General features: G+C 69.3%; 13 protein-coding genes. 8 read left to right on the forward strand and 5 right to left on the reverse strand.

Annotated features, from left to right (window positions below):
- Nucleotides 1–7 precede the first annotated feature (7 nt).
- Entirely contained in the window at nt 8–2,095 is a 2,088-nt protein-coding gene (locus L978_RS10115) for an APC family permease (protein ID WP_047522938.1), read from the forward strand.
- 78 nt (nt 2,096–2,173) lie between these two features.
- Here L978_RS10115 and L978_RS10120 read toward each other — a convergent pair whose 3' ends face one another.
- Entirely contained in the window at nt 2,174–3,580 is a 1,407-nt protein-coding gene (locus L978_RS10120; RefSeq protein WP_047522939.1) for an aminotransferase-like domain-containing protein, read from the reverse strand.
- On the opposite strand from L978_RS10120, the gene L978_RS10125 reads away from it, so the two are divergent.
- The 3 genes from L978_RS10125 to L978_RS10135 are packed head-to-tail and all read left to right on the forward strand — an operon-like array spanning nt 3,579 to nt 5,769.
- Entirely contained in the window at nt 3,579–4,526 is a 948-nt protein-coding gene (locus L978_RS10125; protein ID WP_047522940.1) for a DMT family transporter, read from the forward strand. The two genes, L978_RS10120 and L978_RS10125, sit on opposite strands and share 2 nt — an antisense overlap.
- Nucleotides 4,526–5,134 carry an FMN-binding negative transcriptional regulator gene (locus L978_RS10130; protein ID WP_047522941.1) on the forward strand — a complete coding sequence of 203 codons (609 nt, stop codon included), beginning with the start codon at nt 4,526–4,528 and terminating at the stop codon, nt 5,132–5,134. The genes L978_RS10125 and L978_RS10130 overlap by 1 nt, the downstream gene beginning before the upstream one ends.
- Before the next feature lie 32 nt (nt 5,135–5,166).
- On the forward strand, nt 5,167–5,769 hold the full coding sequence (locus tag L978_RS10135; protein ID WP_052193546.1) for a GNAT family N-acetyltransferase: 603 nt from the start codon (nt 5,167–5,169) through the stop codon (nt 5,767–5,769).
- On the opposite strand, the gene L978_RS10140 is transcribed toward L978_RS10135, so the two are convergent.
- Both L978_RS10140 and L978_RS10145 read right to left on the reverse strand, forming a co-directional pair.
- Nucleotides 5,766–6,944 (reverse strand): SLC13 family permease, encoded by a 1,179-nt coding sequence (locus L978_RS10140; protein ID WP_197055644.1) that lies wholly within the window; start codon nt 6,942–6,944, stop codon nt 5,766–5,768. The genes L978_RS10135 and L978_RS10140 overlap by 4 nt on opposite strands.
- A gap of 98 nt (nt 6,945–7,042) precedes the next feature.
- On the reverse strand, nt 7,043–7,537 hold the full coding sequence (locus tag L978_RS10145; RefSeq protein WP_047522942.1) for a hypothetical protein: 495 nt from the start codon (nt 7,535–7,537) through the stop codon (nt 7,043–7,045).
- A 109-nt stretch (nt 7,538–7,646) separates the two neighbouring features.
- Here L978_RS10145 and L978_RS19295 point away from each other — a divergent pair, with 109 nt between their 5' ends.
- Genes L978_RS19295 through L978_RS10160 form a run of 3 tightly spaced genes read left to right on the forward strand, consistent with a single transcriptional unit; the run spans nt 7,647 to nt 11,127 of the window.
- Complete coding sequence (locus L978_RS19295; protein ID WP_047522943.1) at nt 7,647–7,901, forward strand: potassium-transporting ATPase subunit C; 255 nt, start codon at nt 7,647–7,649, stop codon at nt 7,899–7,901.
- 11 nt (nt 7,902–7,912) lie between these two features.
- The gene (locus tag L978_RS10155) at nt 7,913–10,459 is read left to right on the forward strand and encodes an ATP-binding protein (protein ID WP_047522952.1); all 2,547 of its coding nucleotides are present in this window, start codon (nt 7,913–7,915) and stop codon (nt 10,457–10,459) included.
- Entirely contained in the window at nt 10,456–11,127 is a 672-nt protein-coding gene (locus L978_RS10160) for a response regulator (protein WP_047522944.1), read from the forward strand. Before L978_RS10155 ends, L978_RS10160 begins: the two co-directional genes overlap by 4 nt.
- A gap of 176 nt (nt 11,128–11,303) precedes the next feature.
- On the opposite strand, the gene L978_RS10165 is transcribed toward L978_RS10160, so the two are convergent.
- Nucleotides 11,304–12,113 (reverse strand): tryptophan-rich sensory protein, encoded by an 810-nt coding sequence (locus L978_RS10165; RefSeq protein ID WP_047522945.1) that lies wholly within the window; start codon nt 12,111–12,113, stop codon nt 11,304–11,306.
- 88 nt (nt 12,114–12,201) lie between these two features.
- Nucleotides 12,202–12,768: a TetR/AcrR family transcriptional regulator gene (locus L978_RS10170; protein WP_047522946.1), complete on the reverse strand. Its 567-nt coding sequence runs from the start codon at nt 12,766–12,768 to the stop codon at nt 12,202–12,204.
- A gap of 96 nt (nt 12,769–12,864) precedes the next feature.
- Between L978_RS10170 and L978_RS10175 the strand changes: the two genes are divergently transcribed.
- Nucleotides 12,865–13,707, forward strand: a complete 843-nt coding sequence (locus L978_RS10175; protein WP_047522947.1) for an alpha/beta fold hydrolase — start codon at nt 12,865–12,867, stop codon at nt 13,705–13,707.
- Nucleotides 13,708–13,889 lie beyond the last annotated feature (182 nt).

Raw genomic sequence — 13,889 nt, forward strand, 5'->3', positions numbered from 1 at the left:
AGGCGTAGTGTCGCCCGACGTGTCAGACGAAAACAGGGAGGGCGCGGACACTCCGCCGCTCGCCAAGCGCATCCTCATCGGCGAACCGCTGACGAGCCAGCAGGTCGATGATCAACTGCTCCCGAAGCGGATGGCACTGCCGATCTTCGCGTCCGACGCGTTGAGCTCGGTGGCCTACGCGCCGCAGGAACTCGTGATGATCCTGCTGATCGGTGGACTGACGTTCCTCTCCTTCACGCCGCTGGTCGCGATCGCGGTCGTGGTGCTGCTGGTCGTCGTCGTCCTGAGCTACCGACAGCTGATCAAGGCCTACCCGTCGGGCGGCGGCGACTACGAGGTCGCGTCGAAGAACCTCGGCGAGATCCCCGGTGTGATCGTCGCCGCGGCCCTCCTGGTCGACTATGTGCTGACCGTGGCCGTGTCGGTCGCCTCCGGTGTCGACAACATCATCTCCGCCGCGCCCGGCCTCGACCCGCTCCGCGTCGAGCTCGCGGTCGGCTTCGTGATCCTCATCATCATCGTGAACCTGCGCGGCGTGCGTGAGGCGTCGCTCGTGTTCGCCATCCCCACGTACGTGTTCATCGGCTCGGTCGGCATCATGATCGTGACCGGGCTGATCCGGACGTTCCTGGGCGATGCGCCGGTGGCCTCGAGCCACGACTTCTCCGTGCAGGCCGAGAACCTCGGTCAGGCCGCGGTGATCCTGCTGATCCTCCGTGCGTTCTCCAGCGGATGCTCCGCCCTCACCGGCGTCGAGGCGGTGTCGAACGGTGTCCCCGCGTTCCGGGCTCCCAAGGTGCGCAACGCCCAGTCGGCCCTCGTGCTGATGGGGTCGATCGCCATCTGCCTGTTCGCCGGCCTGACCGCTCTCGCCCTGATCGCCGGAGTGCACTATGCCGAGAACCCCTGCGACCTGATCGGCTTCGACTGCTCGACCCCCCAGCCGAGCCTGATGGCGCAGATCGCTGCGGCGACGTTCGGCGGCGGCAGCATCGCGTTCTTCATCGTGCAGGCGGCGACCGCGTGCGTGCTGCTGCTCGCCGCGAACACCGCGTTCAACGGCTTCCCCCTGCTGGGCGCGGTGCTGGCCCGTGACGGATACGCCCCCAAGTCGCTCAACACGCGCGGTGACCGCCTGGTGTTCTCGAACGGCATGATCCTGCTCGGCATCGCCGCGATCGCCGTTCTCGTGGTGTTCCAGGCGCGGCTGACGACCCTCATCCAGCTCTACATCATCGGGGTCTTCGTGTCGTTCTCGCTCGGACAGATCGGCATGGTCCGGCACTGGCGACGCGTGCTCCGCGGACCCGACGAGAGCAGGGCCGCCTCCGGGATCGACGGCGCCTCGGCATCGGACCGCCGCTCGGCCAAGGTCGGGCTCATCATCAACTCGACCGGCGCCGCGATGACCGTGCTCGTGCTGGTCATCGTGACGATCACCAAGTTCACGCACGGCGCCTACCTGGTGTTCTTCGCGATCCCGGTCCTGGCCTTCCTGATGCTGGGCGTGAAGCGTTACTACCGCGACGTCGAACACGAGATCGCGATCGACGACACGACCAAGTTCGGGGCGACCGGCGACCTCGCGATCGTCCTCGTCAACCGGCTGCAGAAGCCCGTCGTGAAGGCCATCGACTACGCGATCGCGGCCAAGCACGGCAAGACCCTGGCGGTGCACGTGGCCGTGGCGTCCGACGACGCGGCCCAGCTGCAGCAGGAGTGGGCCGACCATCTCGTGCCGATCCCGCTCGTGATCGTCGAGTCGCCGTACCGGTCGTTCGCGCAGCCGGTGACCCAGTTCATCAAGCAGTACCGCGAGAAGCACGGCTCCTCGGTGGTGACCGTGTACCTGCCGCAGTACATCGTCGGACACTGGTGGGAGTCGTTCCTGCACAACCGTCGGGCCCGCCGCCTCGCCAACCAGCTGATGCTCGTGCACGGGGTGTCGATCACGCTGGTGCCCTGGCTGCTCGACTCGTCGGAGCTCATCTACGGCCGCCGCTCCCGCCCGCTGCCGGGTCAGGAGCGCGCTGGTCGGCCGGTTGTCGTGACCGGCCGGCGTGCGCACCGTCCTGCCGGCCCGCCGCAGGAGTAGTCGCGGACGGCGCCTTCGAATCGCGCAACTGGTTCGATCTCGCGCCTGGATGGGACCATTTGCGCGATTCGAACGGAGTCAGGTCCCTTCGAGCACGGCACCCAGGACGCCGGCGGCCTCGGCGAAACGCGCCGGGTCGGCGTTGGCGTAGTTGAGGCGCACGTAGGAGCCGGAGGGCTCGGCCGGGAACCACTCGGACCCTGGCGCGATGATGACTCCGCGCACCTCGCACTCGCGGACGACCTGCCCGACATCCGTCCCCTCGGGCAGTCGCACCCACAGGTTGAGGCCACCGACCGGAACACCCTCGACCTGCGCGGAGGGCGCGTGCGCGGCGAGACTCGAGAGGAGCAGATCACGCCGCGCGCGCAGGTGCTCGCGGAATCCACGCAGGTGCGTGCGCCAGGCGGGCTGGCTCACCACGTCGAGGGCCGCGGCCTGGAGCACACCGCTCACGTACATCGACTCGGCGGCGCGATCCGCGAGGATCCGATCACGCGCAGGCCCACGGACGATCACGGCCGCGACGCGCAGGGCCGGTGAGGCGCTCTTCGTGAGCGAGCGCAGATAGACCACGTGACCGTCATCATCCGATGCGGCGATCGGCCTCGGATCGGCGTCGATGCCCAGGTCGTGCGCCCAGTCGTCCTCGATCAGGAATGCCCGGTGACGACGGACCGTGTCGAGCACGGCCTCTCCCGTCGCGACCGGCCACTGCGCTCCGGTCGGGTTCGCGAACGTCGGCTGCGCGTAGAACGCCCGCGCGCCGGTCTGCGCGAACGCCCGCTCGACGTCGTCCGGATCCGGTCCATGCGGACCGGACGGGATCGGCACCAGGACCACACCGGCCTGCGCGGCGGCGAGCATCGCACCCCAGTACGTCGGCGACTCGATCAGCAGCGGCTGCCCGACCCCCACGACCGCGCGGAAGATCGAGCTCAACCCGCTCTGGCTGCCCGAGATGATCAGGGCGTCCCGTGCCGAGGCGGGTGTGATGCCCACCGGTGCGGCGGACGCGAGTTCACCCGCGAACCACGCCTGCAGCTCGGGGAGGCCCGCTGCGGGTGAACGGGTCAGCGCCGCGTCCGATCGGGCGGCGCGGACGAGCGCCTGTCGCACGAGCCGCTGCGGCAGCAGGTCGACCGCGGGGTATCCCGCGTGCAGTCCGATCGCATCGGGCGCGACCGTGCGCTGCGTCGACGACAGGCCAGCGAGTCCGGCGGGCGCGGTGCCGAGCGCGGCGGTCTGCCAGCCGTAGTCGACCGTGCGGGCGATGGGCACGGCACGGACGAACGTCCCCGCACCGGGCCGCGACTCGACCAGCCCGAGCCGCACGAGCTGCTGCATCGCCTTCTGCACGGTCACCGGGCCGGCCCCGTACTCGGCCATGAGCGCACGGTTCGACGGCACCCGTGCGCCCGGAGATGCGGAGGAGATCCACCCGCGCACCCCGGCGACGATCCGGTCACTGCTATCCTGACTCATGAAAGTAGACAGTAGCGTTATCGCTCCGCGATCGACAGTGCTATCGACGCATGTCGGCGTCTGGTGGGGGCTTCTCGGCGTCCTCGCCTTCTCCTTCACCCTCCCATTCACTCGCATCGCGCTCGACGGGCTCTCACCGCTGTTCGTCGGCTCCGGCCGCGCTGTCGTCGCCGCCCTCCTCGCCGGGATCGCCCTGACGGTGACGCGCGAGCGACGGCCCACGACGGCGCAGTGGGGCCGCCTCGCGATCGTCGCCGGTGGGGTCGTGGCCGGATTCCCCGTCCTGACCTCGTTCGCGATGACCACGACGCCCGCCAGCCACGGTGCGGTCGTGATCGGCGTGCTCCCCGCGGCGACCGCTGTCGCTGTCGTGTTCCGCACCCGGGAACGGCCCACGCGATCCTTCTGGATCTTCGCGAGCCTCGGCGCGGTCGCCGCAGTCGTGTTCGCCGCACTGCAGAACGGCGGACTCGGCTCCCTCACGGCTGCCGATCTACTGCTGTTCGGTGCCGTCATCGCCGCCGCGATCGGCTATGCGGAGGGCGGCCTGCTCGCCCGTGAACTCGGCTCCTGGCAGACCGTGTCCTGGGCGCTGATCGTCGCCGCTCCGCTGATGGCGGCGCTGACGGTGGTGTCGGCCGTTCAGCAGCCGCCGGCCGCGACGCCCGTGCAGTGGCTCGCCTTCGCCTACCTCGCCGCGGTGAGCATGTTCCTCGGCTTCTTCGCCTGGTACCGCGGTCTCGCGATCGGTCCGATGGCACAGGTGAGCCAGATCCAGCTCGTCCAACCCGTGATGGGCATCGCCTGGGCCGCGTTGCTGCTGCACGAGCAGATCGGCTGGGCCACCGCAGTCGGCGGGCTCGCGGTGATCGCCTGCGCCGCCCTCGCCGTACGCACCCGACTGATCGCCCACCGACCGACCATGCCCCGAAGAGAGGACTCCTGATGCGCCACACACCCCGGTACCTGATGACCGATCCCGAAGAGGTCAAGCGACTGATCCGCGGCAACCCGTGGGCGACGTTCGTCTCCCCTGCCGGTGGCAGCCTCGTAGCCTCGCACTACCCCGTGCTGCTGATCGAGGACGAAGACGACATCGTGATCGCCAGCCACTTCGGACGGCCGGACGAGCGACTCCACGAACTCGGCCGACACGAGGTGCTCCTGATCATCCAGGGTCCGCACGACTACGTGTCGCCGAGCCTGTACGCACCGGGCGACCTCGTGCCTACCTGGAACCACGTCACGGCGCACCTCTACGGCGTCCCCGAGATCCTCGACGAGGAGGAGAACTACGCCATGCTCAGCCGCCTGACCGACCACTTCGAGGACCACCAACAGCACGGCCGGCACCTGTCGGAGGACGAGGAAGGCACCCGCCGCGCCGCCAAGGGCACCGTCGGCCTTCGCATGCGGGTCACCCGCTTCGATGCCCGCGCCAAACTCAGCCAGAACAAGTCGCCCGAGGTGCGCGAGAACATCACCGCGCGGTTCGCCGAGACCAACGGCGCACTTGCGGCTGAGATGCGCCGGGCCCTCGGGGAGGCGTCCTGAGCGGTGTCGTCGGTCGAGCCTAGGGTGGAGCGATGACCGAGACGCGAACGCCCGAGCCGTGGCCGGCGCGGACACCCCGACTGCAGGTGCGCCCCTGCACGCCCGCCGACGTCGATGTGATGTGGGAGTGGCGTCGACTCCCCGAGGTGAACCGGTGGCTCGGGGCCGCGCCCGACACGCGGGATGCGTTCCGTGAACGGTATCTCGCTCCGGAGCGCCTGGCGTCGCTGTACCTCGTGGAGCTGCTGCCCGCGCACGAAGGCGCCGCCCCGACGCCGATCGGCGACATCATGGTGCAACTCGGCGATGGGTGGGCCCAGGCCGAAGTCGAGGCCGAGGCGAAGGGCGTCGAGGCTGAGCTCGGCTGGGTGCTCGACCCCGCGTACACCGGCCACGGTTACGCGACCGAGGCGATCCGCGCGGTGATCGACGTGTGCTTCGGCGCACTGGGGCTGCGCCGCGTGCACGCCGGGTGCTTCGCCGACAACGAGCCGTCCTGGCGCGTCATGGAACGGCTCGGAATGCGCCGCGAGGAGTTCAGCCGCAAGACGGCTCTGCACCGCTCGGGCGAATGGCTCGACGGAATGAACTACGGACTGCTCGCCGAGGAGTGGCCGCCGGAGCGGGGCGTCTAGCCCGAGACGAGGATCAGCGCGAGAACGGCCACCAGCACGGTCGGCACCGCGGCCACCACACCCCACAGCATGTAGCTGCGCCAACGGATCGTGACTCCGAGCGCCGTGATGCGGTGGTGCCACAACAGCGTCGCGAGAGAGGCCCACGGCGTGATCAACGGGCCGAGGTTGACGCCGATCAGGAGGGCCATCAGTGCGACCGGATCCGCAGCGACGGGCTCGAGCACGAGGTACGCGGGGAGGTTGTTGATCGCGTTGGCACTCACGGCGCCGAGCGCGGCCAGCCGGAACAGGTCGCCGGGGGAGTCGCCGTTCGCGGTCTGCGCCGTGAGGAAGTCGAGGAGGCCCTGCGCGTGCGCGGCCTCGACCAGCACGAAGAGCGATGCGGCAAGCGCGATCGCCTGCCACGGCACGAGCGCCAGTCGCAGCGCCCGGCGGCGCCGCACCGCGAACACCACGATGAGCGCGAGAGCCGCCGCCGTGGCAGGGATCCACACGTCGTGCGTGACGGCGAGCAGTGGCATCAGCACGACGAGGATCCCCGCAGCGCTCCAGAACAGCGTCGGGTCGGCGGCGCGGCGGGGCGGCGGTGTCTCGTAGGCCGCGAACACGGGGCGCCGATGCACCACGGTCAGGATCACGACGGGCACCAGGATGCCGACCAGAGTCGGTGCCCAGCTCAGAGCGATGAACCCCGCGGGACCGTCACCGATCGCTGGCGCGGCGAGCAGGTTGGTGAGGTTCGACACCGGCAGGGCGAGGGAAGCCGTGTTCGCCAGCCACACGGTGGCCAGGGCGAACGGGAGCGGGGAGACGCCGACACTCTGCGCGAGCACGATGACGACCGGCGTGACGATCACGGCGGTCGTGTCGAGGGACAGGAACACCGTGCTCACCACCGCGAGCACCACGACGAGCGCCCAGAGGATGAGCACACGTCCGCGCCCCCAGCGGGCGAGCCGTTGCGAGACGACATCGAAGACCGCCGCGTCGCGGGCGAGCTCGGCGACGACGGTGATCGCGACGACGAACCCCAGCACCGGTGCGATCCGCTGCCCGAGAGCGTCGGCGTCCGACTGCGGGAGGTATTCGGTCAGCACGAGGACGAGGGCGAGGACGACGAGCCCGCCGACGACCCATGTCCCTGCGCCGATCCGCCACTCTCTGGTGCCCACCTCGTGAGCATAGGCCCGCACGCCCCGTTCGAATCGCGCATCCGGCTCTCTGCGGGTCGGTTATGCCGCTCTTTGCGCGATTCGAAAGCGGGTCTCCGTCAGCGCGCATCCCGTTTGGCTTGACGACGCGCACCCTGCGCTCGACTTGATGCGTCTCGTTTCACGCCGCCGCTCGTTTGCTGATGTTCTCGCATTCGGCCGGACATCCCTCCGTCATCGCTCGGCGCTTCCGTCCCGGGCCCGCTCCACTTCCCCGCCTTCGCGCGTGCAAGCCGCTCGTCTTTGAGCGCCTCGGCTTCCTCGTGCGCTACCCGAGCGAGTTCCCCGCTGATGATCGATAGAGCTTCTTCGAACACGTATGCACGGCCGCGCGCCTTGTCGGAGCCCGCGGCCGCAGCACCTCTTCCGCCTGCCTGCTCGACACGTTCAGCGGCGCCGCGACGGTAGTTCGTCGTGTGCTTGTTCCGCGCCCGCCGGACCCGCTTGTGGAGAGCGAGAAGGCCGTCCTCGTCAAGTTCGGCGAGCCGTTGCGGCTCCAGTTCACGGATGAGGTCGCGTTCCTTGTCCTTCAGAACCCAGAGATACTGATCCATTTCCCTCGTGCTCCTTTGACTGGCTGTTCTGCCTTCGAGTGGTGCAAGTGAGTATCCACCGTTCGAGTCTGTGCCGCCAGTGGGGGGGACATCGAGTGCCCCACGGCTCGTGCTCGACATCATCGACATCGCGCTGACTCTCGCGCTGTTCGCCCTCGTGTCCCTGGTCGCCAAGGCGGAGGCGGCGTCGAGCGGCAGCAGCCTCGGCCCTGAGAACCCCGGTCCGGTGGCCGCCGTCGCCGAGCAGCAGGTGCGAGACCTCGTGGAGTCTAGGATTCAAGGGCGGGATCTGGGATTCCTCGGCGAGGAGCGCATCAACGTCGCCGAACTGAATCTCGCGTTGGACGACCAGGAGGGCGAGTGAGCGCAGAGCGGATGCAGCGTCAGGCTCCGGAGCAGTCGCGACGCGGCCGCCTCCGCGTGCTCCTGGGCGCTGCCCCCGGCGTCGGCAAGACATTCGAGATGCTCGCCGAAGGCCGCCGTCTGCGCGAGGAGGGTCATGACGTCGTCATCGCGATCGTCGAGACCCACGATCGCGCCGCCACCCAGGCGCAGACCGTCGGACTGCCGGAAGTACCGCGCCGGGTCGATGAGCACCGAGGCGTCGCCCTGACCGAACTCGACCTCGAGGCCGTGCTCGCGCGCGCCCCGGAGATCGCCCTGGTCGATGAACTCGCCCACACGAACATCCCGGGCTCGCGGCACCCGAAGCGCTGGCAGGACGTCGACGACCTGCTGGATGCCGGCATCGACGTCGTCACCACCGTCAATGTGCAGCACATCGAGTCGCTGAACGCCGTGGTCGAGAAAATCACCGGCATCACGCAGCAGGAGACCATCCCGGATGCCGTCGTCCGCGCCGCAGACGAGATCGAGGTCGTCGACCTCGCACCGCAATCCCTGCGCGATCGACTCTCGGCCGGGCTGGTCTATCCGGCCGAGCGGATCGACGCCGCCCTGTCGAACTACTTCCGGTTGGGCAACCTGACCGCGCTGCGCGAGCTGGCCCTGCTCTGGCTCGCCGACGAGGTCGACAGCGCACTGCGCACCTATCGCGCCGAGCAGGGGATCGAGGGCAACTGGCAGGCCAGGGAGCGTGTCGTGGTCGCCCTCACCGGCGGGCCGGAGGGCGAGACCCTGCTCCGGCGCGGGGCACGGATCGCGGCACGCTCGGCCGGCGGCGAGCTGCTCGCCGTGCATGTCTCGGCACAGGACGGTCTGCGCAACGAGACGCCGGGAGCGCTCGCCGCCCAGCGCCTTCTCGTGGAGTCGCTCGGCGGCAGCTACCACCAGGTCGTCGGCGACGACATCCCTTCCACACTGGTCGAGTTCGCGCAGGGAGCCGACGCCACGCAGCTGGTGATCGGTGTCAGTCGACGCGGCCGACTCACCGCCGCGCTCACCGGCCCCGGAATCGGATCGGAGGTCATCCGCCGATCCGGCGACATCGACGTGCACATCGTGACGCACGCGGCTGCCGGTGGTCGCCAGGCTCTGCCGCGTATCACCGGCGGGGCGCTCGGCTGGCGCCGACAGCTCCTGGGCTTCGCGATCGCGCTCGTCTTCGGACCGATCCTGTCGTGGATCATGTTCACGGTCCGCAGCCCCGAATCCATCACCGCCGAAGTGCTCGCCTATCAGCTGCTCGTCGTCGTGGTCGCCCTGATCGGCGGCATCCGTCCCGCCGTGTTCGCCGCGGTGCTCTCCGGGATCACGCTCGACTTCCTCTTCGTCGCCCCGCTCTTCACCATCACGATCGCGCACCCGCTGCACGCGCTCGCCCTGTCCCTCTACGTCCTCATCGCGATCCTGGTCAGCATCATCGTCGACCAGGCCGCACGACGGGCCCGCACCGCTCAGCGCGCCGCCGCCGAGGCCGAGCTGCTCGCGGCGGTCGCCGGCAATGTGCTCCGCGGCGACAACGCGGTGCTGGCGCTGGCCAGTCGCACCCGAGAGGCGTTCGGACTCAGCGGGGTGCGGGTGCTCGCTCCCGACGGCGAGGTGCTGGCGAGCGATGGGGAACCAGTGGCCGACGGCCGTGCCACGACCCTGCCGATCGGCGTCGGACCAGGCGGTGGCCCCCGGGCGCTGCTGGAGTTGAACGGCGAACCTCTGGCCGGACCGGAACGACGCCTGCTCGATGCGATCATCGCGCAACTCTCCGCCGCGATCGAGCACACCGATCTGCGCGCCACCGCCAGCGAAGCCGAAGCCCTGGCCGAGACTGACCAGGTGCGCAGCGCTCTGCTGTCGGCCGTGAGCCACGACCTCCGGCGACCGCTGGCCTCGGCGGTCGCGGCGATCGGCGGTCTGCGCGGTGCACACGGGCTGTCGGCGACCGATCGCGAAGAACTGCTCGCCACCGCCGACGAGAGCCTCGCCACACTGTCGACGCTGGTCACCGACCTGCTCGATGTGAGTCGCGTGCAGGCCGGCGTGCTCGCGGTCTCCTCCTCCCGGATGGATGCAGCCGGCACCGTGCTCGCGGCCGTCGACGAGCTCGGGTTGGGGCCGGCAGACGTCGAGCTCTCCCTCGACCCGGACCTGCCGCCGGTGTTCGCCGATCCCGTGCTGCTGCAGCGCGTACTGGTGAACGTGCTCGCGAACGCGCACCGTCACTCCCCGGACGGCAGCCGCGTGATCATCTCCACCAGCACGATCGGCGACCGCGCCGAGATCCGCGTGATCGACCGCGGGGCGGGCATCGCTCCCGAGCGGCGCGACCGCATCTTCCAGCCGTTCCAGCGATTCGGTGACACCGACAACACGACGGGACTCGGACTCGGACTCGCCCTGTCCCGCGGGTTCACCGAGGGCATGGGCGGTACCCTGACACCGGAGGACACCCCTGGTGGAGGCCTCACCATGGTCATCTCCCTGCCGCTCGGCGCAGGGCTTCCCGACACGGAGGGGACGGAGTGAAGCTCCTCATCGCCGACGACGACCCGCAGATGGTGCGGGCGCTGCGGATCACACTGGCCGCCCACGGATACGAAGTCGTCGTGGCCGCCGACGGTGCCGCTGCGATCGCCGCCGCCGCGCAGTCGCACCCCGACCTGATCATGCTCGACCTCGGCATGCCCCGCCTCGACGGCATCGAGGTGATCCAGGCGCTGCGCGGGTGGACGAACGTGCCGATCATCGTGGTGTCCGGACGCACCGGCTCGGCCGACAAGGTCGAGGCGCTGGACGCCGGCGCCGACGACTTCGTCACGAAGCCGTTCCAGGTCGATGAGCTTCTCGCGCGGTTGCGCGCACTGTCCCGTCGATCGACTTCCGCGAACGGTGAGTCCGTCGTGGCCTTCGGTGAGGTCGTGGTCGACCTGGCCACGAAGACCGTCACCCGTGCCGGGACGCGCGTGCACCTGACCCCGACCGAGTGGCGGATGCTGGAGCACCTGTCGCGACATCCGGGAGCCCTCGTCACCCGGCAGGACCTGTTGAAGGAGATCTGGGGCAGCGAGCAGGTCTCCGACTCCGGCTATCTGCGGCTGTACATGTCGCAGCTGCGCAAGAAGCTCGAACGGGAGCCGGGTGCCCCGGTGCACCTGCTCACCGAGGCGGGGATGGGCTACCGACTCGTGCTCTGAGCCGTCGCCTGCGCCGAGGCACGATGATTCGGCGTGCGCAACTCAGGAAGAACATGCAGCCGGAGCACTGGGCCGGCGTTTTCGGGGCGATACGGCCTGGCTTTCCTGAGTTGTGTGCGCTGTGCACGACTCATCAAGAATTGCCGGAACCGACCCGGAATCGGCCAACGCGGTGCTCAGCGAGCTGTTTGTGCGGAGTCGTGCGCGGCGCGTGTCCGGCGCAGCACCGAGACGACCCCGGTGACGACCAGCAGCACGGCCACGATGATCGCGGCGATCGCCGTGGGCGTGCTCTCGGGCTCCCCGGTCAGGCGTCCGACCGCGAGCCAGGCCAGTCCCCACGCCGTGGCGAAGGCGGGAGCGATCCGGCCGGTCGCCCACGCGGCAGCGGAACCGATCACCAGCACGACGGCGAGAACGGCGATCGCCCAGGTATCTGCGGCGTCGGCCCAGCTCTCCGGAGCGAGTTGCGTGAGCCAGGCGGCCGTGTTCGCGACGGTGGCGATCGTGACCCATCCGAAGTGCAGGCCGTTCGCCCCGTCGGTGAGGATGCGGTCGGCGAGGTTGCGCGCCGGGAAGCGCCCCAGTACGACGATCACCCGCGCGAGCACCGCCAGCAGCAGGGCGATCACGACGACCGTGAGCCACAGCGTCAGATACCGTGCGGTCACGAGCCAGAGCCCGTTCAGCACCATCGAGGCGGCGATCCATCCGCCGACTGCCTGCTGACGGGGATCCTGCCGCTGCGCCGGGAGCGCCTGCCACGCCGTGTAGACGATGAGTCCGAGGTAGATCAGCGACCAGATCGAGAACGCCGGTCCTGCCGGAGCGAGGTAGGAACCCTGCGCGGAGAGGGCTCCGTCCTGCAGGTCGTCGACGGATGCACCGCCGAACGCCCCCGCTCCGATGGTGGCGGCGATCAGCATGAACGTCGCCGACGCGATGACCAGGGTCTGCCGGCCGATGCCCTTCGTACGTGAGTCCATGGTCACGACGCTACGGCGCGGTGAGCCGACACGCATCGGGGTTGACACCGAGGCGGTGTTTCGCTAACCAGGTTAGGGAAACACTCACTCAGGCCCGGGCGAAGGCCGCATCGATCAGGACCTCCGCGGCGCCGCGCGCCTGCACCGCCACCGACGGATCCTTCGAGATCGCCGCCGTGCTCTGCGCCCCCTCGGCGAGGATCGACAGCTGTGCAGCGAGCGCCGCAGGCGCCCCCGTGCCGGCGACCAGGCCCGCCATGTACTCCTGGAACGATGCCTTGTGCGTGCGCACGATCTCCGCAACCTCGGGGTTCGTGCCCCCGAGCTCGCCGAACGCGTTGATGAACGCGCAGCCGCGGAAGTCGTCGGCGCAGAACCAGTTCTCGAGGTATTCGTAGACCGCGAGGAGACGCGCGCGCGGGTCGTCGCCGGCATCCGTCACGGCTCCCGAGAGCCCGGACTCCCACTGGGCGTGCTTGCGGGCGAGGACAGCGGCGACGATGTCGGTCTTCGCGGGGAAGAGCGCATAGAGGCGGCGCAGCGACACTCCGGCCGCGGCACGCAGTTCATCCATGCCCACCGCCGCGTATCCCTTGCGGTAGTAGAGCTCCTCCGCGGCGGTGAGGATGCGTTCACGGGCCTCGTCTTCGGTCATGTCCAGAAGTCTACTTGACACGAGAACGAACGTTCTCTAAATTGAACACATCGAGCGAGAACGACCGTTCTCCTCTCAATCGAAAGGACCCGGATCATGGGCTACATCACCGTCGGAAACGAGAACAGCACCCCGATCGAGCTCTACTACGAAGACCAGGGATCGGGTCAGCCGGTCGTCCTGATCCACGGATATCCGCTCGACGGACACAGCTGGGAGCGTCAGACCCGCGAGCTGCTCGCCCAGGGCTACCGGGTCATCACCTACGACCGGCGCGGCTTCGGCGGATCCTCCAAGGTCAACGTCGGCTACGACTACGACACGTTCGCCGCCGACCTCAACACCGTGCTCGAAACCCTCGATCTGCGTGACGTCGTGCTCGTCGGCTTCTCGATGGGCACCGGAGAGCTCGCCCGCTACGTCGCCACGTACGGCCACGACCGCGTCGCGAAGCTCGCCTTCCTCGCCTCGCTCGAGCCCTTCCTCGTGCAGCGCGACGACAACCCCGAGGGCGTGCCGCAGGAGGTCTTCGACGGCATCGAGGCTGCCGCCAAGGGCGACCGCTTCGCGTGGTTCACCGACTTCTACAAGAACTTCTACAACCTCGACGAGAACCTCGGCTCGCGCATCAGCGAGCAGGCCGTCACCGGCAGCTGGAACGTCGCGATCGGCAGCGCCCCCGTCGCCGCCTACGCGGTCGTCTCGTCCTGGATCGAGGACTTCCGTGGGGACGTCGAGGCCGTGCGCGCCGCCGCCAAGCCCACACTGATCCTGCACGGCACGAAGGACAACATCCTCCCGATCGACGCGACCGCGCGCCGTTTCCACCAGGCGGTGCCGGATGCCGACTACGTCGAGGTCGAGGGCGCCCCGCACGGCCTGCTCTGGACCCACGCCGACGAGGTCAACGCCGCTCTGAAGGACTTCCTCGCGAAGTAACCCCTCCCCGCGGCGTCCCCTCCCGGCCGTTCCGGTCGCGATATGCCACCCGTCCACCCGCTCCGGTCCATCTGTTCCGGTCGCGATATGTCACCCTAATCCGCAGTTTTGGGTGACATATCGCGACCGGAACGCCCTGTGGACCGAGCTGTGGACCGAGGGGCGGGAGCGGCCGGGGGGGG

It is taken from the genome of Microbacterium sp. ZOR0019 (assembly GCF_000800925.1).
GTDB classification, from domain to species: Bacteria; Actinomycetota; Actinomycetes; order Actinomycetales; family Microbacteriaceae; genus Microbacterium; species Microbacterium aurugineum.

Excerpts from the sequence above, each read along its gene's own strand:
- L978_RS10170 (WP_047522946.1), bottom strand. The coding sequence starts at position 12,768 with ATGACCGAAGACGAGGCCCGTGAACGCATCCTCACCGCCGCGGAGGAG.
- L978_RS10125 (WP_047522940.1), top strand. The coding sequence starts at position 3,579 with ATGAAAGTAGACAGTAGCGTTATCGCTCCGCGATCGACAGTGCTATCG.
- L978_RS10165 (WP_047522945.1), bottom strand. The coding sequence starts at position 12,113 with ATGGACTCACGTACGAAGGGCATCGGCCGGCAGACCCTGGTCATCGCG.
- L978_RS10120 (WP_047522939.1), bottom strand. The coding sequence starts at position 3,580 with ATGAGTCAGGATAGCAGTGACCGGATCGTCGCCGGGGTGCGCGGGTGG.
- L978_RS10130 (WP_047522941.1), top strand. The coding sequence starts at position 4,526 with ATGCGCCACACACCCCGGTACCTGATGACCGATCCCGAAGAGGTCAAG.
- L978_RS10145 (WP_047522942.1), bottom strand. The coding sequence starts at position 7,537 with ATGGATCAGTATCTCTGGGTTCTGAAGGACAAGGAACGCGACCTCATC.
- L978_RS10135 (WP_052193546.1), top strand. The coding sequence starts at position 5,167 with ATGACCGAGACGCGAACGCCCGAGCCGTGGCCGGCGCGGACACCCCGA.
- L978_RS10155 (WP_047522952.1), top strand. The coding sequence starts at position 7,913 with ATGCAGCGTCAGGCTCCGGAGCAGTCGCGACGCGGCCGCCTCCGCGTG.
- L978_RS10175 (WP_047522947.1), top strand. The coding sequence starts at position 12,865 with ATGGGCTACATCACCGTCGGAAACGAGAACAGCACCCCGATCGAGCTC.